Source organism: Mucilaginibacter achroorhodeus (genome assembly GCF_007846095.1).
In the GTDB taxonomy this organism is placed as follows: Bacteria; Bacteroidota; Bacteroidia; order Sphingobacteriales; family Sphingobacteriaceae; genus Mucilaginibacter; species Mucilaginibacter achroorhodeus.
Genome location: NZ_VOEI01000003.1, coordinates 351082 through 371957, shown reverse-complemented (window position 1 = coordinate 371957; position 20876 = coordinate 351082). Strand labels below are relative to the sequence as shown.

Here is a 20876-nt window from a genome sequence, read left to right as displayed (position 1 = left end):
CACAACAAAATATTTATGTTACGTAAATTTATTGAACGGCCGGTATTATCTACCGTCATATCGGTCATCATAGTAATATTGGGTATAATAGGCCTAACATCGCTGCCTATTTCTGAATATCCTGAAATTGCACCCCCGACCGTACAGGTTTCAGCAGCATACAATGGTGCAAACGCCGATGTGGTAATGAATAGCGTTATTGTTCCGTTGGAGGAACAGATAAACGGTGTGGAGAACATGACCTACATGACCTCTAAAGCCGGTAACGATGGTTCTGCTACAATTACTGTATATTTCAAATTGGGTACCAACCCCGATCTGGCGGCTGTGAACGTGCAGAATCGGGTTTCAAAGGCTACACCTTTATTACCAGCCGAAGTTACTAAGGCAGGTGTCACCACCAGTAAGCAACAGAGCAGCATGGTGATGGTGTTTGCCCTTAAAAGTTCCAACAAATCATACGATCAAACTTTCTTGCAAAACTACGCCAACATTAACGTGGTGCCGCTGGTAAAACGTATCAACGGCGTGGGCGATGCATCAGCATTTGGTACGCAGGATTATTCTATGCGCATTTGGTTAAAACCTGATGTGATGGCCACTTATGGTTTAATACCAAGTGATGTTAGCAACGCGCTTGCTGAGCAGAACATTGAAGCTGCACCCGGTAAACTGGGTGAAAATAGTAACCAATCTTTTGAGTATGTTTTGAAATACAAAGGCCGTTTGAAAAAGCCTGTGGAGTTTGAGAACATCATCATTCGTTCGGCCAAAGGCGGCCAACTGCTTCGTCTGAAAGATGTTGCAAGGGTTGAGCTCGGGTCACTTACTTACAACAGTGAAACGGTAACTAACGGCGAGCCATCTATAGCTTTAGCCGTTTACCAATCGGCCGGTTCAAACGCTTATGAAATGATCAAGGAAGTACAGCAAACGTTGGACAACGCTGCCAAAAGCTTCCCGCAAGGTGTAAGTGTTTACACCATATTCAGCGCGAACGAATTTCTGGATGTGTCGATCGAAAAGGTAATCCATACGCTGATCGAAGCATTCATCCTGGTTTTCATTGTAGTATTTGTCTTCCTGCAGGATTTCCGCTCTACTTTGATACCGGCTATTGCAGTGCCGGTGGCCATTGTGGGGACATTTTTCTTCTTAAAGCTATTCGGCTTTACCATTAACCTGCTTACACTGTTTGCGCTGGTGCTGGCTATTGGTATCGTGGTGGATGATGCCATCGTGGTGGTTGAGGCGGTGCACGCTAAGCTGGATAAAGGTGCAAGATCGGCACGGAAAGCAACGATAACCGCCATGAATGAGATAAGCGGGGCCGTGATTTCCATAACGCTGGTAATGGCCGCAGTGTTCATCCCGGTATCGTTTATAACAGGGTCATCGGGGGTCTTTTACAAACAGTTTGGTTTAACGCTTGCTATATCTATCATCATATCGGCAGTTAACGCGCTAACGCTTAGTCCGGCGCTATGTGCATTGTTGTTAAAACCTCACAATGAAGGCGAACATAAAACAGGTTTACTAAATCGTTTCTATGGTGCATTCAACACAGCTTTTGATGCTGTTACAGAGAAATATAAACGTTCAGTAAGCTTTTTATCTGTTAAGAAATGGATAGCGGTATTAGGTATTGCTGTATTTGCCGGTTTGTTTTGGTTTTTGCTGAAGACCACACCAAGCGGTTTCGTACCAGATGAGGACCAAAGCTTTATTATGGCCGATATCAGTCTGCCACCTGCTTCTTCTTTAGAGCGAACAATTGCAGTAGCCGAGAAAGTTACAAGTGTGGTGCGTTCCCTTCCCGAGGTAGAATCAGTCACCCGCATTGGTGGCGTTGGGTTATTGAGCGGTGCAGGTGGTTCATACGGTATCTTGTTTATCAAATTAAAGCCTTGGGGCGAACGGGAAGGTAAAGAACATACTGTAAGCGCGGTTACCGGCAAAATGTTTGGTATGACGGCTGGTATTAAGGAAGCAAAGATCATCTTTTTTGCGCCGCCATCTTTACAGGGTTTTGGTAACAGCAGCGGTTTTGAAGTGGAATTGCAAGACCGTACAGGCGGCACCATAGATGATTTTGTGGGCGTAAATGGGAAATTTCTTGCAGCACTTAATCAGCGCCCGGAAATACAATATGGCACCACTTTCTTTAACACCAACTTCCCCCAATATAAAGTTGATGTGAACGTTGCAAAATGTAAGGATGCCAACATTGGTGTTGATGTAGTATTAGGCACATTGCAGGGTTACTTTGGTGGCTTGTACGCCTCAAACTTTAATGAGTTTGGTAAACAATACCGCGTAATGATACAGGCTGATGCGGCTTATCGCGCAACACCTGAGAGTCTCAACCAAATCTACGTGCGCAACAATGATGGCGTTATGGCGCCAATAACCGAGTTTGTTAGCTTGCAAAAAGTTTACGGGCCGGAATCGATCAGCCGTTTTAACTTATTTACTTCTATCAGCATAACAGGTGCACCAAAACCGGGTTACAGTACCGGTGATGCCATAAAGGCTGTGCAGGAAGTTGCTGCGAAAACGTTGCCGACAGGTTATGGTTATGAATTTTCAGGCTTAAGCCGTGAAGAGATATCGAGCGGAAGCCAGACACTTTTCATTTTTGGTCTGTGTTTGATATTTGTTTACTTCCTTTTGAGTGCACAGTACGAAAGTTACATCCTGCCTTTCGCGGTATTGTTATCGCTACCGGTTGGTTTGGCCGGTGCATTTGTTTTTGCTAAAATATTTGGTGTACAAAACAATATCTATCTACAGATCACGCTCATCATGCTCATCGGCTTGCTGGCTAAGAATGCCATCCTGATCGTGGAATTTGCCGTAATGCGACGCCGTAGTGGATTAAGTATAGTTGAGGCAGCGGTTGAAGGTGCCGTGGCACGTTTACGACCAATTTTGATGACGTCCTTTGCATTTATCCTGGGCCTTGTGCCTTTGATGCTGGCCAGTGGTGCAGGTGCAGAGGGTAACCGCTCTATTGGTACAGGTGCGGTAGGCGGCATGCTTATCGGTACGGTGTTCGGGGTATTCGTAATCCCTACGCTATTTGTCATTTTCCAAACCTTACAGGAGCGCATCAGCTCTAAACGTGTAGAGGAAGATGACGACGAGGAAGATATTGAACTGGCTTAATTTATTTGCAGACAAACAAAGATCACAACAAAAATGAAAACATATAAATGGCCTGTATTTGCTATGCTTTCGGTAACGATGATCGTATCATCATGTGTTACTAAAAAGTATCAGCGGCCAAACCTAAATACTCAAACAGATAGGTTGTACCGTGATACCACAATTACGGACACAACATCGATTGCAACGATGCCAATCGAGCAGCTTTTTGCTGATGTTGAATTGCAAAACCTGATAAAGGAAGGCTTGCAAAATAATCTCGACCTTAAAACTGCCATGCAACGCATTAATGAGGCTTACGCAACCGTGCAACAAACTAAGGCTGCTTTGTTCCCAAGTTTATCTGCCAATGCACAGATCACGCGGACTAAAACTTCGTTGGCAAGTTTAAACTTTCCGCCGGAATTTGCCAGCTCGTTCATATTGACAACTACCACACATCAATTGGGCTTAAGCTCAAGCTGGGAGGCTGATATATGGGGTAAGCTAAGCAGTGCTAAGCGCTCTGCATTGACTAATTTTTTTGCAAGTGACGCAGGCAAGCGTGCAGTACAAACACAACTAATAGCGAACATTGCCAATAATTATTATGCGCTATTAGCATTAGATAAACAACTGGCCATTACGCAGCAAACTCTCAAAAACCGCATTAACGATGTGGAGACAATGAAAGCGTTAAAAGAAAGCGCAATAGTTAACGGTGCCGCTGTAGTACAGAGTGAAGCTAACCGCTACGCCGCAGAAGTTACCATACCCGATCTTAAACGCAGCATCCGTGAAACGGAAAATGCGTTAAGTATATTGCTTGCCCGTACGCCTGGTACTATTAAACGCGGTTCGCTTGATGAGCAAAAACCTTACACCAATATGCAGGTAGGCGTACCGTCACAATTGTTAAAAAACAGACCGGATGTACAACAGGCAGAATTTGCTTTCCGGGCGGCCTTTGAGACTACAAACGCTGCTAAAGCATATTTTTATCCTTCGTTAACGATTACGGCGCAGGGTGGCGTGTCGTCATTGCTTATTAAAAACCTGTTCAGTAATTCCATCTTTTACAATATTATAGGTGGTTTAACGCAGCCGATATTTGCAAGGGGTGAGAACAAAGCACGTTTGCGTACCGCAAAAGCACAACAGGAAGAAGCATTTTATGCATTCCAGCAAAGTATATTAACTGCAGGCTCTGAGGTTTCAAACGCTTTATATGAATACGAAACCGCGGTTGAGAAACAAAACTCGCGCACGCAACAACTGGCAGCATTACAAAAGGCGGTAGATTATACAAAAGAGTTATTACGCTATAGTTCGGCCACAAATTATACCGATGTATTAACCTCAGAACAAAGTTTGCTTTCGGCGCAGTTGAGTGGTGTTAACGATAAACTGCAGCAATTGCAAGCCGTTGTTAATTTATACCGCTCACTTGGCGGTGGCTGGAGATAATTTCATGAACAGATACAACAAAAACCCCGCTGCGCACTTAAAACGCAGCGGGTTTTTTGTTAACGAAAATGCTCGCTGAGGTCAAATTTGAATTTAAAGTATAAAATGCAGGCAGTGTTACGCATTTTTGCATGATGCGTATTAAACCGATAAGCGTACTTCTTAAGGAATCATCAGAGAATAACGAAAACACACTTAAGCGCTCCTTAGGGCCAATTAATCTTATCCTAATAGGGATAGGTATTATTATAGGTGCAGGTTTATTTTCACTAACGGGAATAGCCGCTGGCCAACACTCCGGGCCTGCTGTAACCATTTCTTTTGTGATAGCAGCATTAGGTTGTACGTTCGCTGCGCTATGCTATGCAGAGTTCTCAGCTATGATACCTGTGGCGGGCAGTGCATACACTTATTCATACGCCACAATGGGCGAATTATTTGCCTGGATAATAGGGTGGGACCTGGTGCTGGAATATTCGGTAGGTGCCGCAACGGTGGCGATCAGTTGGTCGCAGTATTTAACAAAATTCCTGTCCTGGTTTGATCTTTATCTGCCACAGCAACTAACCATGTCTCCGTTTGAAAGCATTAAAGGAGTAAACGGTGAATTAATAAGCGGCATAATTAATTTACCTGCCCTGCTTATCGTTATTCTGGTTACCAGCATCATTATCAGGGGCACTAAAGGCTCAGCAATGGTGAATGCCATTATCGTTACGCTTAAGGTGGGGGTTGTGCTGGTGTTCATTGCTGTAGGGTGGTCTTTCATCAACCCGCAGAACTATCATCCTTATATCCCTCAAAATACAGGTGTTTGGGGCGAGTATGGATGGTCTGGTATATTACGCGGCGCCGGTTTGGTGTTTTTTGTATTTATCGGCTTTGATGCGGTGTCTACTGCCGCGCAGGAAGCTAAAAACCCGCAACGTAACATGCCCATAGGTATTATCGGGTCGCTTGTGGTGTGTACAATTTTGTTTGTGATCTTCGCCCATGTAATGACCGGATTGGCTAATTATAAAGAGTTTATAGGCTCAGGCGCGCCGGTAGCTATCGCCATTGAAAAAACCGGTTTTCCCTGGTTAAGTAAAGCGGTAGTTTTGGCCATTCTTATCGGATATACATCTGTGATATTGGTTGATCTGTTAGGGCAATCAAGGGTTTTCTTCTCCATGTCGAAAGATGGCTTACTGCCAAAGGTGTTCTCAGAGGTTCACCATAAATTCCGCACGCCATGGAAATCCAATATCGTACTATGCGCCTTCATTGCTGTTTTTGCCGCATTTGTTCCTATAAGAGTAGTAGGCGAGATGACCAGCATCGGCACTTTGTTAGCTTTTGTGATGGTTTGCGCTGGTGTGCTTGTTATGCGAAAAAAGCAACCCGATGTATTTAGGCCGTTCAAAACCCCACTGGTACCACTCGTGCCAATATTGGGCATCCTTACCTGTTTGGCTATGATGACCTTTTTACCCGGCGATACCTGGTTAAGATTGATCATTTGGCTGGCTATAGGATTGGTTATTTACTTTTTTTATGGCCGGAAGCATAGTCGCCTCGCAAAGGAAACATCCAATTTACTGTAAAACACACTCCTTTAAGGAATAATATTCAATAACAAATTGTCTGCCGAATAATAGTTAAAACAATTACTGGTTTTAGAAGTATTTGATAAAAAATTCCACCTATGCTGCATTACCTGATTTACATGAGCCATGCTACCCATCCCATGAGCGATAATAACCTGGATGAGATACTTGCAACAGCTGTAAAAAACAACATTGAAAAGGATATAACCGGTATGTTAGTTTTTATAGACGAGCAAAGCGCGTTTAGTGATCACGGAAGATTTATCCAGGTATTAGAAGGTAGCGAAGAGACCGTTAAAGATATTTACAAAACAATATCCAAAGACGATAGGCATAACCAGATAACTGAATTATTCAGCTATCCTATTAAACAAAGAAATTTTCCCGATTGGAGTATGGGTTTTAAGCGCGTTAGCGATGCGTCCTCAGTGCCGGATGAGCTAAATAAATGGTTTGACCCCGATCACTTTCCTAAAGCAATGAACAAAGAAGGTATGAATATTCCACTTACCTATCTTCGTTCATTTTATGATATTCACAAGTAATACATTTTAGTTGGTAAGCTTCCATTCGGGGCGCTCGTAGTGACAGGTATACCCGTAAGGATGTTTTTGCAGATAATCCTGATGCTCATCCTCGGCATCCCAAAAGTCGCCTGCGGGCTCAACTTCGGTAACTATCTTACCTGGCCATACACCAGATGCATCCATTTCTGCTATCAATTGTTCGGCAGTTTGCTTCTGCGTCTCATCCAGATAGTAAATTGCAGAACGGTATGATGTACCGATGTCATTACCCTGACGGTTTTTTGTTGTTGGGTTGTGTATCTGGAAAAAATATTCCAGCAATTTACGGTAAGAAAGTACTTGAGGGTCAAATATGATTGCTATGCCTTCAGCGTGTGTGCCGTGATGGCGGTAGGTTGCATTAGGTACGTCACCGCCTGTATATCCAACACGTGTAGATTGCACGCCCGGTAGATGCCTTATTAACTCTTCAACGCCCCAGAAACATCCGCCTGCCAATATTGCTTTTTCAGTTGCCATAAATCAAATTTTGTTGTCACTAACTGTAATGCCAAATCCGTACCAATTAACTGATCCGGATTTATACTGGCCTTTATGGCAGCTATTCAAAATCAAAAAGGGAAAGCCTAACAGGCTGTCCCTTTTTCGTATAATTTATTTTCCTCCGGTTGTTAAGATGGAGACCATACCGCCATTGTTTTGTTCGTTAGCGTAATCAACAGCTTTTTTATGCTGTTTGTCCTGCGTATTGGCATCGGCACCACTGTTCACCAAAAGGTTAACGGCTTCTTTATTACCGGCTTTAGCGGCTACTATTAATGCTGTTTCTCCCATACCATTCTTCACTGATAATTTTGGATAGTGCTGAACAAGTAAGTTTAAAATCTCATCATCAGCTGTCCGCGCAGCGGCTATCATTACAGGTGTATTGCCATTTTTATCTTTAACATCGACATTTGCGTTGCGTTGCAGTAACAGTATCACTATACGTTCCTGTCCGCTTTTGACGGCGCTTAGTAAAGGCGTTTCGCCATTGCTGTCTTTGGCCTCAATATCGGCACCTTTGTAAAGTAAATGTTTTACCGCAAGAGCATCGCGCTCACTAATAGCTGTAAATAAATTCTGAGAAAAGGCAGTTGCCGTGCAAAGCAGGGGGAGAACTACCAAAGCAAGTTTTTTGATCATTGTGTATTTTATATGGAATTTCCTGAACTATACGATAAAGCGCCACTGTTAGTTTATGCATATTTATAGCGTTAGGTTTTAGGCGAGAGGAACGAAAAACAATCTTTCTAATCCCGAAATAAAAGTGGCGTCTTGAGGTCTGAGATGCATGTTGGTTAATTTTAAAACAACATGATTTCCTTAGTAGAAAATAAACCTTTGGTTTACTAATGACACTACGATGACATTGTTTGAGATCTCACCAACTTTCAAAAAAGAAATAATCCACAAAAACATGCGTTTTCTTTTTCAATCGAAGTGAAAATTTGGCACGGTGTTTTATAATCACTGTCGAAAACGTTGAAATAATTTGCTACGTCTATGAAAAAAATATTGCTCGCTACCTTGTTAGCAGTATCACTTTTTGCCTGTAAGAAAATAACTACAAATAACCCTGCTCCTGCAAACGGGGGTAACGATGACGCTGCAAAATACCCGCTGATGTTGGCCTCGAAATGGCAGCAAACTGCAGATACAACCAGGTTGATCGATAGCAATACAGTTGTAAACACCAATGGTAAATTAGTAACCGATGTGTATTATCAATTTAATATAAATGGTACGGGTGAACAGATAAACGCCAACAGCAAAACAGACCTTACCTACATTTTAAATGAAAAAAACATCATTATAACCCTGGCACCCGGCCAAAGCCAGCAGATGATACGACCCGGAACTATCCGCTTGCTTAATGCCAACACATTATGCCTGTTTTTTGATGATATTAATGCAAATGGCTCGAGCAAGTCAACACAGGTGATGTGGTTTAAAAAGGTAAACTAAATGGTAGTCAAAAGCTGATTAATTGATTTGATGAAAGCACTCTTTTAAATACATCAACGTCAGCATTCTTATTTGTACTCCAGGCTACAAAACCATCCGGTCTGATAAGAAGGGCCTTAAGGCCAAATGTTTCAGTAGTTGTCGATTCGATGTATTTCATCCGTTCATTGTCGGCAATACTTTTTAATGCATCATTATGCTCAAACGCTAAGATTGTCCATAACGCATCAGCCATTTTGTCGTTAATGGTTGTGCCATCGCTAAGCTTGAAAGCCGGTACGCTGTAACCCACAAGTGAGTGATCACCGCCGAGGTCATAGCGCGTATTTACCCCGGATATTCGGCCGGCGAAGTAGGTTGCACCATCGCTGGTGTCCATCAGATCGCGAATGATGGCGTTGATGGCACGTGAACTCGGATCGGGCTTCATGATAGCTACCTGTGCCCGGGACCAGTCGAGCACCTTGGCGCCGATTGGATAGCGCTCCTTAAAATAAGTATTAAGCAGTTCGTCTGACGCGTGGCCGTTTATTACCGCGGCAAGTTTCCAGCCTAAATTCATGCCATCGCCTATGCCAAGGTTAAGCCCTTGCCCGCCGAGCGGTGCGTGGATGTGTGCAGCATCTCCTGCTAATAGTACCCTGCCTTTGCGGTAAGTGGTAGCTTGCCTTGCACGGTCTGTCCAGGTAGTAGCTGTATGTAATTTGTTTATTGTAACATCTGCGTCGTAAATTTTTCGGAGGACAGCCTGCAGATGTTCGCGTGTGACCGGCTGGTTTGAATTGTGAAAAGCGCCGCCATCAAAGTCCTGCATAATGAGGTAATCCTTTTGCGATAAAAGGTACATGCCCTTTTCGTTAGTGATACCGCCGGTATGCAATTTTTCAGGATCGGCAATATCAACTTTAGCCGAATAGCCGGTAAACTCGGGCTCGGTACCGGCAAATTCAATCCCGGCGGCTTTTCTTACAATGCTGCGGCTGCCATCGCAACCCACAAGCCATTGTGACGTGAATGTAGTTTCTCCTGCTTGAACAATAATCATTTCGGGATTTTTAGTAAACCCCGTTATGTGCAAGCCGTTCATTATTTCGACGCCTAATTCTGTTGCGCGTTTTAAAAGCACAGTCTCGATCTCTTCCATAGAGGTGAATAAACTGGTATCAAGGGCATCGGTTAAGCGATATTTCCATTGCGATGCATCAATCTTTGCGCGATTGATAGGTATTCTGGCGAAGTGACCTAAACCGGATGCTTTTTCGCCAGGTTTAGGATTGCTGTTGATGTGTGGGGTTTTAAATTGCTTGTGTAATTCCATCTGTTGAAGCAATCCCCTTCGATACAATGCTTCAATGGAAACCGAATTTAATCCGCGTAATCCAAATGGTAATTGTTTAAGTACTGAACACGATCCGGAGTTTTTCTCAAGTACGAGAACACTGCATTTAGCGAGCGCCAACTCGCAAGCAAGAAATAAGCCCACCGGCCCACCGCCAGCTATAATAACATCGTAAGTATGATCGCTTTGTGTATTTATCATATTGTTTTAATTGATACACAAAGGTGACAAGCGCCGAAATCTCAGGATTGTACAAACGCGACAAAATCGTCGCCGTAGCTTTCTTGCCGTAATTTGGCTTTTCGGGTAAATGCGGCGGGTGTAGTGCCGCTGTAACGCTTAAATTCTCTGGTAAGGTGGGCCTGATCGACGTAGCCGACCTCATTGGCAAGTTGAGCCAGATTTACCTTGGGTTCGCTCCACAGCCTGTTGCGAACCTGCTCAAAGCGCATCAGTCCGGCTACATCTTTTACGGTGTGGCCGGTGGCCTGCTTAAATTTACGTTCAAGGGTACGCACCGTTGCATGCGCAGCTTCCGCTACAGAACTAACGCCCACGCTTCCTTTGTTTTCAGTAAGGGAGTTTCCGGCTTTAAATAAGGTTGCATCTGTAGCACGCAGAGATACATGATAATTTAAAAAGAAACTTTTTAACGTATCTATGGCTCTTTCAGGCTCGTTCTGCTTTATAAATTTTGTTAAGATGGGATGTAACCCAGCAATAGGATGTTCAAATTGCTTTACAGCCTCCTTGCCTGCAGGTAATTCTAAAAGATCGAACACCGTCCACGGGTAACATCTTATGCCGATAACCTGCATGCGTCCTTTAACGCGAAATATCAATGGCTGATTAAGTAAACCTACCATAAAAGGAGAGGGCATTGGTTTGGACAAGCCGCTGGTATCAAGCAAACTCATCTCACTAAACTGAAAGATTATTTCGGCATAGCCATCAGGTACAACTTCAAAATCAGCATAACCGTCGCCAAAATCTTTGTCGGTATACCAAAAGCATTTAATGGCTTCCTTTAACGCTAATGGCGACTCATATTCTTGATGAAACATCCCGTAATATACAAGCTTGCTTTTACTTAAAGCAAAACATTAAGCTTTGGCTGCCTTCACAAGCGGGATAACCTTAGTGCCTATTAACTCTATTGAATGCATCAGTTGCAAGTGAGTTAAGCCCGCGTTATCCATTTGAAATGTAAAACGGTCTACGCCGCCCAGCGCTTCGCTGTGATGCAACAGTTTCTCAGCCACGCGTTCCGGGCCACCAACAACAAGTACGCCCTCGGGGGCAATTAGGCTATCAAACTGGTAACGTGTTACCGGCGGCCAGCCGCGCTCACGTCCAAGCTTGGTCCATAATTCGGCATAACCGGGGTAGTATTCTTCAACCGCTTTTTCGTCGTTATCAGATACAAAGCCGGGCGAATGCAGGCCAACGGTCAATTCGTCCGGTTTGTATCCGGCACGGGCACCAGCTTCGCGATAAAGATCAATCAGTGGACGGAAACGTGAGGTATTCCCACCGATAATGGCAACCATTAGTGGTAGCCCTAAAGCACCCGCTCTCGCAAACGACTCGGGTGTACCGCCAACGCCCAGCCATATAGGTAACTTGTTTTGTGACGGTCGAGGATATACCGGAAGGTTGTTTAGGGGCGCACGAAACTTACCGCGCCATGTTACAAACTCCTCATCGCGAATCTGCAATAGCAGATCAAGCTTCTCGCGGAAAAGCGCATCATAGTCGTCAAGGTCAAAACCAAACAGGGGATAGGCTTCTATGGATGAACCTCGGCCAACAACCAATTCTGCGCGGCCTTTAGAGATCAGATCAAGCGTAGCAAAACTTTGAAAAACCCTAACAGGGTCTGCAGCACTTAAAACAGTTACCGCACTTGTGAGGCGTATGTTTTTCGTTTTGGCTGCAGCTGCGGCAAGGATAACCGCCGTCGCCGAATCCAAAAATTCTTTTTTGTGATGTTCGCCAATACCAAAAACGTCAAGCCCAACCTGGTCGGCCAACACAATACGTTCAAGCAGTTGCTCCATGGCAACAACTGGCGTTAATTCATTCGATCCGTAAAGTGCTGACGCAAAACTATCGATGCCTATTTCCATACTGCAAGTTCAATAATTAGGTGTTAAAACATGCAATTTGATTGTCATATCCACAAGCGTGTGATTTTTCCACATCAAAATAAATTGACCGCATATTTTATACATTTGAAAGCACAATACAATTATCATGCAGGAACCACAAGCATTAAACCAGGTAGCCGAATTTCACCGCACTTTTAAACATCCAATTTTAGAAAGCCCGACCATCCCGGATAAAAAACGCTGCGACCTGCGCGTTGCTTTGCTTGCCGAAGAAGTTAAAGAGTTGCAAGAAGCTGTAGAAGATAACAACCTGGTTGAAATAGCTGATGCCCTGGCCGATATACAATACGTTTTGGCCGGTGCCATATTGGAGTTTGGTTTGGCAGATAAGTTCAAAGAAATTTTTGACGAAGTGCACCGCTCAAACATGAGCAAAGCCTGCAAGTCTGAAGAAGAAGCCAATTCCACCATTGCGTACTATAAAGCAAAAGACGGCAGCGGATCATACGCTTTGCAAGAGGAGGATCGCTTTTTGGTTTATCGTACTACCGATAACAAAACGCTTAAATCCATCAACTATTCGCCAGCTGATCTAAAGAGCATTATTCACCCTTAAGTATCTTATCCAGCTTAAAATAACCTAAATGTACCTCATCTTCGGGCGGGTTTGCATTTGGTGTGATGTTGATCTGAAATTTTGCCTTTTGATGAGGTGCAAGAATATCTTCTATACGGTATATCTCATCTACATCAATACCATATTTGTCGTCTACGTGAGCGTTTGCACGATTACCGTTAGCAATGCTATTAGTTTTAAAGAAGATCGTCTTTTTGGCCTCCTGCGTAGCTGTACCCTGATCCGGATGAACGCTGAGTAAAGTATAGTGTTGCTCAACCAAGTCAGTACCTTTGTAACCACCCAGGTTTATAAAGAATAGTTTATTTTCTTGTTCAGCCTGTTGTTCTATTTTTTCAGTGATGCTAATTCCATAGCCATCCACGCTGTTAACTTCTCGCCAGCCATCAATGTGCAGGCTTTTACCTGCCTCAGGCCAAAAGGCCTTTATTTCAGGGATCAATTCTTTTAGTGATGTAGCGATTCCAAAAAAGAAATCGTGTTGTTCAACGTTACGAGCAGGGGCTTTTGAGCCCAGTAGCAGCATAAATAATTTATAGTTAGTAGATGGTTGCTGGTTCATCTTTAAAAATACTTTTTACGATAATTTCTGATGCAGCCTCGGCAAAGTCAAGGCCCGAGTAATCCGGATTAAAGCCGCCAATATACGGAACCGCCATCACATAAATACGATCGTTTAAAGCTCCGTAATCATCAATTGCTTCAAAGGTGTCGTTAATTGTAATGCCCGGAACGTTGAGATAATAATTGCCCTTACCATCGGTTTGAGCCTTATCGTTACCATCATTCATGGCTTGTAAGCCTTCATCACTGCTTTTGAACTTTACACGGGCCGGAGTAATCACACGGTTCTCTCTCAAAGATGCGAACGGAAATTGTTCAAAGTTCAGATGTTTTTGCCCCGTGGCATCTACGTAAGTTTTGTAACGCTGCTCATTTTTTTTGCCTTTATCGTCTGTGTAATAATAGGTTGCGCCTTCCGTGCCAGGTTCTACGTGGCTGTCATCTCCAACACAGATGAGCTCCAATAAGCCCGCATTATGTAGTGCCATCAACTCCTCTACAGAGCTTTGTGGAATGAAGGCAATCACAACAGATATCAATGGCATCAAGGTTTTCTGTAAGCGAAGCATGTCTTCGGCCGAGAAGTATTTGGCCGGATAATTCATCGCGAAGCTAAGTATAGCCAGCATCTCCTTCCAGTAAACAGAGCGCCGTTGCTCTATAGATGCTTCAGCTTCATCGTATTCTATCTTTAGCAACTTAAATGGATCCATGCTTTCGCGGAGGCTCATCATCTTATCCACAAATTGTTCCATGTTCATGTCCTTTATCTCATCGTAAAAAGCAGGACGCTTCTTTTTGAGGGGAAGCTTAAAATCGTGCTCAAAAACATAATCTAACGATAAGAAACCACCGTTACCTTCCCGGTGCGCTTTTATTTGCTCGGGTGTTAAGGTATCTGTCTTCGAAAGATGCGGATCTTCCAGGTGAAAGCGTACAGCCGGTAACAACCCATTGCGCGAATGCATCACAATTCTAAAGCCTTCACTATCGGGGTTAAGCTTGTAATTAATTAAGCCGTTCTCATCCTTACCGTACGCCCCGTTGTGGCGCGATAGCGTACGTATGGCATCTATTGCTGTTAACGAAGAGCCTTTTACAGCAACCGGATGATCGAGCTTTAAAGCCAGTTTTTTAGGCGGATAAGGCGAATCAAAAAAACCGGGTATTTTGTCTTCATCTTTTTTTGGCCAGTTATGTCCGGTGCATATTACAATAGTATCGAAAACCAATTTCTCGTCATCATTAACAACTACAGTAACCATTTCCTGTTCTGGATGGTCGATAATGTCTGTAACACAGCAACCGTACCTTACCTCATGCTTAATTTGTTTATCTTTAGCTTGTTGTAGCAATAGTTTAAACTGGGCGTTTAGATATTGACCGAACAGCAGCCGTGGTAATACTTTATAATCGTTAAACTTAGACGGGTTGATGTGGTATTTATCCAGCGTATCTTTGGATATTGTTTTTACCCAATCGCTGATGCCGGTAACAATTTCCGGTATCTCGTTGCCGGATACGTTGGTTACATGCTCGTCATTAGCGCCATCGTGAGAATAGGGCATACCAGTACCCAGTTGCTGGTTTTTCTCGAAAACGGTTATGGAGATGTCGGTGTGACCGCTCTCAACCAAACGTTTAAATACGAATAAGCTGCTTGGACCACCGCCCAGGATAGCTATTTGCTTAATTATCTTCAATTAATAAAAAATATCTTAGAAATTAAATTATCAACTACCTAAACAACTTATTGTTTTAAAATGGCACAAAACAAAACTATCCCAACAGCAATACGCGTAGAAGATTTTTTGAACGCTATTGGTGATACAGCCAAACGCGATGATGCGTTTAAGCTTTTGGCCCTATTAAAGGATGAGACAACCATGGAACCCCAAATGTGGGGAACGGCAATTATTGGTTTTGGCAGTTACCATTACAAATATGAAAGCGGGAGAGAAGGTGACGCACCGCTTGTTGGTTTCTCGCCGCGGAGTAAGGAGTTTGCAATTTATTTGGCAGCCGAATTTGCTGATAAGGAAAAGTTGTTACAACAGCTTGGCAAACACAAGACGGGCATAAGTTGCCTTTACATCAAAAAGCTGGCGGATATTGATGAAAAGATTTTAAAGAAAATGGTAAACAATTCCGTAACATATCTTAAAACGGTTTACGGTTAAAAAATAAGCCACACATCAATTGTTGATATGTGGCTTTGTCGGAAGATCACATTCCCCCTATTTTATTAGTATGACCGTCCGTGTTGTACCAGGCTTTAGTGCCGTGCAATATTGTAAAATTGCAAGCAAAAGTTCAACTCATCAATACCGCAAATGCGGTATAATGCTTTAGTTAGGAAAAGCCACGATGATGTTAAATAAAAATTAAGTTGATGCAAATGAATTGGTTAGGTGCCGCTTTAATAAAATTTGAAAAAAAAGTTTGCAAGGGTAGGTAAAAAAGCTACTTTTGCAATCCCAAACGAGAACAAACGGGATGTAGCGTAGCCCGGTATCGCGCCACATTTGGGATGTGGAGGCCGCAGGTTCGAATCCTGCCATCCCGACAAAAAGCGATACCAAGTATCAAAAACCCTGTACTAAGTGCAGGGTTTTTTGTTTTATATGGTTGTCGTCATTCGTCCCTGAGCATTTTAACCGGATTGGTTAATGCTGCTTTGTAGGTAAGATAAGCTGTAGCCAAAAACGATATCAGCATTAATACAAGTATAGGTAATACAAATTGCCACCAGGTAAGCTGTACTTTAAATGCATAGCCCTGCAGCCATTGGTATACCAATAGTACCGCTGCTGGTATTGCTACTAAACTGGCGGCAATGACTAATTTAAACAGATCGGCGGCAAGTAACCTGACAATACTTTGCGCGGATGCCCCTAATACTTTACGTACACCAATTTCTTTTTTGCGTCTCGCGGTAGCGTAAGCGGTTAAACCAAACAGGCCCAGGCAAGCGATGACCACAGCTATAGCAGAAAAAAGCATGAATACCTGGCCAAAATGTACATCCTGTTCATATTGCCTTGCGTAAAAATCATCAAGAAAGAATTGGTCGAAAGACGACTCAGGAAAGAATTGCGCCCAAAGGTCACCAAGTTGGCGTGATGTCGATTTTGCCTTGGATTGGTCGATCTCAAAGGAGATATATTTTAATGGCACCCAAGTCAATTTAGGATCCATAAATAATACGGTTGCCGCGTAGCTTTCTTTTAAGGACTGTTGATGAAAATCTTTTACAACGCCAATAACCTCGTTAGGCTCTTTGTCTAATGACTCTATCCATATTTTTTTACCAACTGCGTCTTGAGCAGAGCTAAACCCAAATCGCTTGACCGCTTCCTGGTTTAGGACCACTTTGGTAGAATCGGTTGTGAAGCCTTTATCAAATGCACGACCCGCAATTAGCTGCGGTTTGTAAAGTTTCATAAAGTCAAAATCAACCCGCAGCATCTCATACAGCCTTTCTGTTAATTTAGGCGTGCCATAGCGCCGGCATGCTGCCCCCATACCTACCTGCCTGCCCGGAACAGCGCCTGAAACCGTAGCCTGACGCACGCCTGTAATGTTCAAAGCATTGTTTTTAAAATCGTTTACCTTTTGAATGTAGTTATCGGTATTGGCCGGGGCCTTCACCACTAAGGTTTGCTTCAGGTTTATGCCGGTATCTTCGGTATTCATATAAATAACCTGCCTGTAAACTGCCACTGTACCTGCTAACAATAACAGCGATGAAGCAAATTGGAAAAACACCATTCCCTTACGTAGCCAGGTTCCTGTTTTAGAAAGCGCAAAACGGCCTTTTAGCACTTTAACCGGCTTTAACTTTGATAGTATAATAGCTGGATAAAGACCGGAGAGAATAATACTTGCAACAAAGGCTACGCAAACTTTTACAACCAATTCACCATCTATCAACAAACTATAAGTCTGCGTATCGCCGGAAATATTTTTAAGCAGCAAGCTGATCGCGCCTACTAATAATACTGAAAAAGTAAGCGATACAATGTTCACTATAAAGGATTCCAGGAAAAACTGAAATACCAGCTGGCTGGTGTGTGCACCACTAACTTTCCTGATACCGACCTCACGCGCACGATCTACCGATTTTGTAGTTGCCAGGTTGATATAATTAATACAAGCAATCAGTAAGATGATATAGGCCATTACGCTAAGAAAGCCAACAGCTTGTCGATTACCCTTTGGTTCCATCTCGTACGGTTTGGCAGCGTTTAGATGAATGTTTTTTAGCGCTACCAATTCAACGCCCCAGCTTAGTTCTTTTAGTGGCTCGGCTGTTTTAAAACGTTCCGCCAGCGCCGGGAATTTTTGTGCTACGGTTGAGGGGTCAACACCCGGCTTCAATTTTAGAAATGTGTAATTCTCATGCTGATACCAAAATTCTTTTATCCAGTTAGGCGCCGTTGCCCAAGAAACGAGCATATTAAACTGCAAAGTAGAATTAGCCGGCAGTTCTTTAAATACACCTGTTACCAGGCAATGATAAGTCTCGAAACGAGATGATAGCTCCAACCTTTTGCCAGCGGCTTGTTGGGGATCACCGAAATACTTTTTGGCTTCGGCTTCAGAGATCACCACAGTGTTCACCTCTTTCAGTGCCGAATTTTCATCTCCCTTAAGTAAGGGTAATTTAAAGAATGATAAAAAGTTGCTATCTGCAAAGCAAACCTTTTGTTCACGATATTTTGTATCACCATACCTCACCACGCGCTCATTGCCATTCCAACTTATCCGTGCATAGCTGGCAATGCCCGGAATGTTATCATACATGGCTTTTGCATAACCGTTACTTGCAGTAGCCCAGGCATCGGTAAGTTCGCCTTGTTTATAAAAACGGCTTTCAGCACGATATAGATGATCAGCGCCCGGATACATGGTATCGAAGCTCTTTTCATACTGTACGTATGCGCTTATAGCAATAAACGCCGCCAGCCCTAAACTAAGGCCAACCACATTGATAAAGGTATATGAGATGTTTTTAATTAGGTTGCGATAAGTCACCAATAGCAGATTGCGTAACATAGAAAGGTGTTTTCGCTAATCTACAATAATTCAGTAGTTTCTGACAAAAAAGCTATCGAGCAAATAGAAAATCTCATTCATCGCGATGTTCTTTTTCTACAGTGATCCGTAAGTGATCAGAAGGGCAGGGGTGTTTGCGCAGGAAATCTACGCGTTGTTCGGCGGTATAGTTGCCATTTATCCAGGTCTTGATGTCGCCGCGTTCCAATATGGCTGGCATACGGTCATGGATCTCTGCCATTGCCGAGTTCGGTTGCATGGTGATCATAGCAAACGTAGGCAACAAAATACCTGTTTTAATATCGAACCATATATCCCACAAACCGGCTATATAAAATGGTTTGCCGTCTGCACGTTCTATGCGGTATTTGCGCTGCTGTTCGCGGTTATATTCAAAAAATGCTTGGATACGTATTACACAATGCCGCTTGCCTGCGATGTCTTTCCACATAGGCACTACGAATAGAGACTCGATACGGGCGTGCTTGTTTTTGCTATGTATGCGATCGTCGTCCGCATTAAGCAAACCCCATCTAAACTGCTGCACCTTATCCGGTATGGCATCAGTAACTACCGGCAGCATAGAGCCGGGATTACCGGCGCCATTACTCTTCGGCGTATAGGATGCACCATCCCGTTTAATAACTTTGATATCTTTCTGTTCACCAATCTCAACGTGACCGCACATAAAACTAATTTTATTAGTTCAAAGCTAATAAAATTAGTAATTAATAACAAATTTTAATTTGAAGTAAATCAGCGGGTAGTGAGAATGTCTTGCCAGTCGGTGGTATATTGTTTGCTCAGGAACTCTTGTTTCATTACCCATTTTTTTTTGTAACCCTCGGTAGCAATACGCAGTGTACCGCGACCATATCTTAGGTTCAGATCGTCCATTAAACCGGCTAAACGCTGTTCGCGCTCACTTTCATAATCCGAATAGAGATTGTATTGTACCTCGCCGGCAGGGATGACGCCAGTTGCCCGCACGCCTGTTTTAAGATAATTGTAACCGGGTTGCCATATAGCCTTTAAGGCCTGTATACAAATACGTGTAAATTCGTGTGCGCTGTTTGCTGCAAATGGTATTTTAACCGTAATGCTGGGATAGTGCTGATCGTGCTTTACATTATGCTTATTGGTACGCAGGTAAACGGTGATATTAAGCGCCATACTTTTTTGCTGCCTTAACTTTAATGAAACAGTGGCTGCGTGCATGGCAACTGCTTCCTCAATAGCTTCTAACCGGGTTTGATAACTGTTAAAGCTTTGACTTGATTCGATACCTTTCGAACGCTCCGCTACATCACGGATCACGTTGCAGGGCTTTCCCCAAAGTTCCTGATGCAGCCGCCAACCTTGCACAGTCATGTGCTGACGCACCCAATCGGCCTTTCGGTTTCGGAAATCAGCAGCGGTTGTGATACCATTTGCTACCAGCTTATGGTAGTAGGCATGGCCAACGCCCCAAACATCTTCAATAGGAAAATTAGAAACCACCTGCTCTATTTTTTCCGGGGTATCAAGCACCAGGTAGTCGCGCTTTTGTTTTTTAGCTGCCTTGTTGGCCAGTTTAGCCAAACTTAAGGTTGGGCCAACGCCAATGGTTATTGGTAAGCCGGTATCATGCATCACATTTTCGCTGATGGCTTGTGCGTGCCGTTCCAGATCAAGGCCGTAGATATCACCCAGTGCCAGAAATGCCTCGTCTATGCTATAAACCATCAGCATGTAAGTGTAACGTGCCAAATTATTCATCAAACGGGCACTCATATCGGCATACAGTGGATAGTTGCTGCTGAATATTATAGCATTGTGTTCAGCTAAATTCTTTCGAACCATAAATTCCGCATCGGCCATTTTAATGCCTATTTCCTTGGCTTCGTTGCTGCGGGCTATAACGCAGCCATCATTATTGCTCAGCACTACAATAACACGCCCCTTTAATTCAGGCTTAAAAAGTGTTTCACAGCCTACATAGCAATTATTGATATCAACATGCGCAAACACCCCGGTACCTCCCAACTTTTAATTCGGCCGGTAGCAGCGGGTTTAGGTTAAGCGTAACCACACCCCAGCACGTCCAGTGTTCTGTATTCGCTATCTCAATGGTATTAGCGAGCGTATCTGCCCGCAATAATAATTTATCTGCAACAGGATAAAATTCCCTTGTGTAAAAGTTTCCTTCATGAAAAAATACCACGATACTTCCTTTCACGGGTTTCAGGCTGCGGTCGATCACCAGGATATTATCAGGCATAATGTGATAGGATTTCATGGCTTCAGAACCCATCCGCATAAAGTAAGTATTATCAGGGTCCATAACGGTGATATCGGTTATATCAAGCGGTGGCTCCTCGTACGACAACATAGGAAGCCTAAACCCCAGCACATCTCTTTTTGCAACCTGTTTCCTTATACGCAGCATTT

At 43.4% G+C, this 20876-nt stretch carries 18 protein-coding genes and 1 tRNA gene; 8 read left to right on the top strand and 11 right to left on the bottom strand.

The window, feature by feature from the left end; genetic code table 11:
- Positions 1-15: 15 nt before the first annotated feature.
- The 4 genes from FPZ42_RS11380 (at position 16) to FPZ42_RS11365 (ending at position 6748) form a co-directional block, all read left to right on the top strand.
- On the top strand, positions 16-3168 hold the full coding sequence (locus FPZ42_RS11380) for an efflux RND transporter permease subunit (protein WP_146271437.1): 3153 nt from the start codon (positions 16-18) through the stop codon (positions 3166-3168).
- A 33-nt stretch (positions 3169-3201) separates the two neighbouring features.
- Positions 3202-4614 (top strand): efflux transporter outer membrane subunit, encoded by a 1413-nt coding sequence (locus FPZ42_RS11375; protein WP_146271435.1) that lies wholly within the window; start codon positions 3202-3204, stop codon positions 4612-4614.
- A 131-nt stretch (positions 4615-4745) separates the two neighbouring features.
- Complete coding sequence (locus tag FPZ42_RS11370) at positions 4746-6200, top strand: amino acid permease (RefSeq protein WP_222431565.1); 1455 nt, start codon at positions 4746-4748, stop codon at positions 6198-6200.
- 101 nt (positions 6201-6301) lie between these two features.
- Complete coding sequence (locus FPZ42_RS11365; RefSeq protein WP_146271433.1) at positions 6302-6748, top strand: BLUF domain-containing protein; 447 nt, start codon at positions 6302-6304, stop codon at positions 6746-6748.
- 6 nt (positions 6749-6754) lie between these two features.
- Here the strand turns inward: FPZ42_RS11365 and msrA are convergent, their stop codons facing one another.
- Together msrA and FPZ42_RS11355 are read right to left on the bottom strand one after the other, a co-directional pair.
- Complete coding sequence (gene msrA, locus FPZ42_RS11360; RefSeq protein WP_146271431.1) at positions 6755-7249, bottom strand: peptide-methionine (S)-S-oxide reductase MsrA; 495 nt, start codon at positions 7247-7249, stop codon at positions 6755-6757.
- 135 nt (positions 7250-7384) lie between these two features.
- On the bottom strand, positions 7385-7915 hold the full coding sequence (locus FPZ42_RS11355) for an ankyrin repeat domain-containing protein (protein ID WP_146271429.1): 531 nt from the start codon (positions 7913-7915) through the stop codon (positions 7385-7387).
- Positions 7916-8275: 360 nt separating this feature from the next.
- On the opposite strand from FPZ42_RS11355, the gene FPZ42_RS11350 reads away from it, so the two are divergent.
- Positions 8276-8737 (top strand): hypothetical protein, encoded by a 462-nt coding sequence (locus tag FPZ42_RS11350; RefSeq protein WP_146271427.1) that lies wholly within the window; start codon positions 8276-8278, stop codon positions 8735-8737.
- Between the two features lie 7 nt (positions 8738-8744).
- Here the strand turns inward: FPZ42_RS11350 and FPZ42_RS11345 are convergent, their stop codons facing one another.
- Genes FPZ42_RS11345 through FPZ42_RS11335 form a run of 3 tightly spaced genes read right to left on the bottom strand, consistent with a single transcriptional unit; the run spans position 8745 to position 12205 of the window.
- Complete coding sequence (locus FPZ42_RS11345) at positions 8745-10277, bottom strand: FAD-dependent monooxygenase (protein WP_146271425.1); 1533 nt, start codon at positions 10275-10277, stop codon at positions 8745-8747.
- A gap of 41 nt (positions 10278-10318) precedes the next feature.
- Complete coding sequence (locus FPZ42_RS11340; RefSeq protein WP_146271423.1) at positions 10319-11140, bottom strand: helix-turn-helix domain-containing protein; 822 nt, start codon at positions 11138-11140, stop codon at positions 10319-10321.
- A gap of 39 nt (positions 11141-11179) precedes the next feature.
- Positions 11180-12205, bottom strand: coding sequence for an LLM class flavin-dependent oxidoreductase (locus tag FPZ42_RS11335; protein ID WP_146271421.1), 1026 nt, complete (start codon positions 12203-12205; stop codon positions 11180-11182).
- 127 nt (positions 12206-12332) lie between these two features.
- Here FPZ42_RS11335 and FPZ42_RS11330 point away from each other — a divergent pair, with 127 nt between their 5' ends.
- The gene (locus FPZ42_RS11330) at positions 12333-12803 is read left to right on the top strand and encodes a pyrophosphohydrolase domain-containing protein (RefSeq protein ID WP_146271419.1); all 471 of its coding nucleotides are present in this window, start codon (positions 12333-12335) and stop codon (positions 12801-12803) included.
- On the opposite strand, the gene FPZ42_RS11325 is transcribed toward FPZ42_RS11330, so the two are convergent.
- A complete protein-coding gene (locus FPZ42_RS11325) occupies positions 12790-13386 on the bottom strand; it encodes a DUF1543 domain-containing protein (RefSeq protein WP_146271417.1) in 597 nt (198 codons plus the stop codon). The two genes, FPZ42_RS11330 and FPZ42_RS11325, sit on opposite strands and share 14 nt — an antisense overlap.
- Positions 13364-15091, bottom strand: coding sequence for an FAD/NAD(P)-binding protein (locus FPZ42_RS11320; RefSeq protein ID WP_146271415.1), 1728 nt, complete (start codon positions 15089-15091; stop codon positions 13364-13366). Before FPZ42_RS11320 ends, FPZ42_RS11325 begins: the two co-directional genes overlap by 23 nt.
- 60 nt (positions 15092-15151) lie before the next feature.
- Between FPZ42_RS11320 and FPZ42_RS11315 the strand changes: the two genes are divergently transcribed.
- On the top strand, positions 15152-15568 hold the full coding sequence (locus FPZ42_RS11315; protein ID WP_146271413.1) for a DUF1801 domain-containing protein: 417 nt from the start codon (positions 15152-15154) through the stop codon (positions 15566-15568).
- Positions 15569-15880: 312 nt separating this feature from the next.
- Positions 15881-15954 (top strand) — tRNA-Pro (locus FPZ42_RS11310).
- Positions 15955-16022: 68 nt separating this feature from the next.
- Here FPZ42_RS11310 and FPZ42_RS11305 read toward each other — a convergent pair.
- From FPZ42_RS11305 to FPZ42_RS11290, 4 genes are all read right to left on the bottom strand, one after another.
- On the bottom strand, positions 16023-18446 hold the full coding sequence (locus FPZ42_RS11305) for an ABC transporter permease (RefSeq protein WP_146271411.1): 2424 nt from the start codon (positions 18444-18446) through the stop codon (positions 16023-16025).
- Positions 18447-18519: 73 nt separating this feature from the next.
- Complete coding sequence (locus FPZ42_RS11300) at positions 18520-19134, bottom strand: SOS response-associated peptidase (protein ID WP_146271409.1); 615 nt, start codon at positions 19132-19134, stop codon at positions 18520-18522.
- 68 nt (positions 19135-19202) lie between these two features.
- A complete protein-coding gene (locus FPZ42_RS11295) occupies positions 19203-20471 on the bottom strand; it encodes a Y-family DNA polymerase (RefSeq protein WP_146271407.1) in 1269 nt (422 codons plus the stop codon).
- A complete protein-coding gene (locus FPZ42_RS11290; protein WP_146271405.1) occupies positions 20440-20874 on the bottom strand; it encodes a LexA family protein in 435 nt (144 codons plus the stop codon). The genes FPZ42_RS11295 and FPZ42_RS11290 overlap by 32 nt, the downstream gene beginning before the upstream one ends.
- Between the last annotated feature and the right edge of the window lie 2 nt (positions 20875-20876).

Bases quoted from the DNA above. Each gene is read 5' to 3' on its own strand.
- FPZ42_RS11380 (WP_146271437.1), top strand. From the start codon at position 16: ATGTTACGTAAATTTATTGAACGGCCGGTATTATCTACCGTCATATCG.
- msrA (WP_146271431.1), bottom strand. From the start codon at position 7,249: ATGGCAACTGAAAAAGCAATATTGGCAGGCGGATGTTTCTGGGGCGTT.
- FPZ42_RS11330 (WP_146271419.1), top strand. From the start codon at position 12,333: ATGCAGGAACCACAAGCATTAAACCAGGTAGCCGAATTTCACCGCACT.
- FPZ42_RS11315 (WP_146271413.1), top strand. From the start codon at position 15,152: ATGGCACAAAACAAAACTATCCCAACAGCAATACGCGTAGAAGATTTT.
- FPZ42_RS11365 (WP_146271433.1), top strand. From the start codon at position 6,302: ATGCTGCATTACCTGATTTACATGAGCCATGCTACCCATCCCATGAGC.
- FPZ42_RS11305 (WP_146271411.1), bottom strand. From the start codon at position 18,446: ATGTTACGCAATCTGCTATTGGTGACTTATCGCAACCTAATTAAAAAC.
- FPZ42_RS11325 (WP_146271417.1), bottom strand. From the start codon at position 13,386: ATGAACCAGCAACCATCTACTAACTATAAATTATTTATGCTGCTACTG.
- FPZ42_RS11340 (WP_146271423.1), bottom strand. From the start codon at position 11,140: ATGTTTCATCAAGAATATGAGTCGCCATTAGCGTTAAAGGAAGCCATT.
- FPZ42_RS11355 (WP_146271429.1), bottom strand. From the start codon at position 7,915: ATGATCAAAAAACTTGCTTTGGTAGTTCTCCCCCTGCTTTGCACGGCA.
- FPZ42_RS11290 (WP_146271405.1), bottom strand. From the start codon at position 20,874: ATGCTGCGTATAAGGAAACAGGTTGCAAAAAGAGATGTGCTGGGGTTT.
- FPZ42_RS11370 (WP_222431565.1), top strand. From the start codon at position 4,746: ATGATGCGTATTAAACCGATAAGCGTACTTCTTAAGGAATCATCAGAG.
- FPZ42_RS11335 (WP_146271421.1), bottom strand. From the start codon at position 12,205: ATGGAAATAGGCATCGATAGTTTTGCGTCAGCACTTTACGGATCGAAT.
- FPZ42_RS11300 (WP_146271409.1), bottom strand. From the start codon at position 19,134: ATGTGCGGTCACGTTGAGATTGGTGAACAGAAAGATATCAAAGTTATT.
- FPZ42_RS11375 (WP_146271435.1), top strand. From the start codon at position 3,202: ATGAAAACATATAAATGGCCTGTATTTGCTATGCTTTCGGTAACGATG.
- FPZ42_RS11350 (WP_146271427.1), top strand. From the start codon at position 8,276: ATGAAAAAAATATTGCTCGCTACCTTGTTAGCAGTATCACTTTTTGCC.
- FPZ42_RS11345 (WP_146271425.1), bottom strand. From the start codon at position 10,277: ATGATAAATACACAAAGCGATCATACTTACGATGTTATTATAGCTGGC.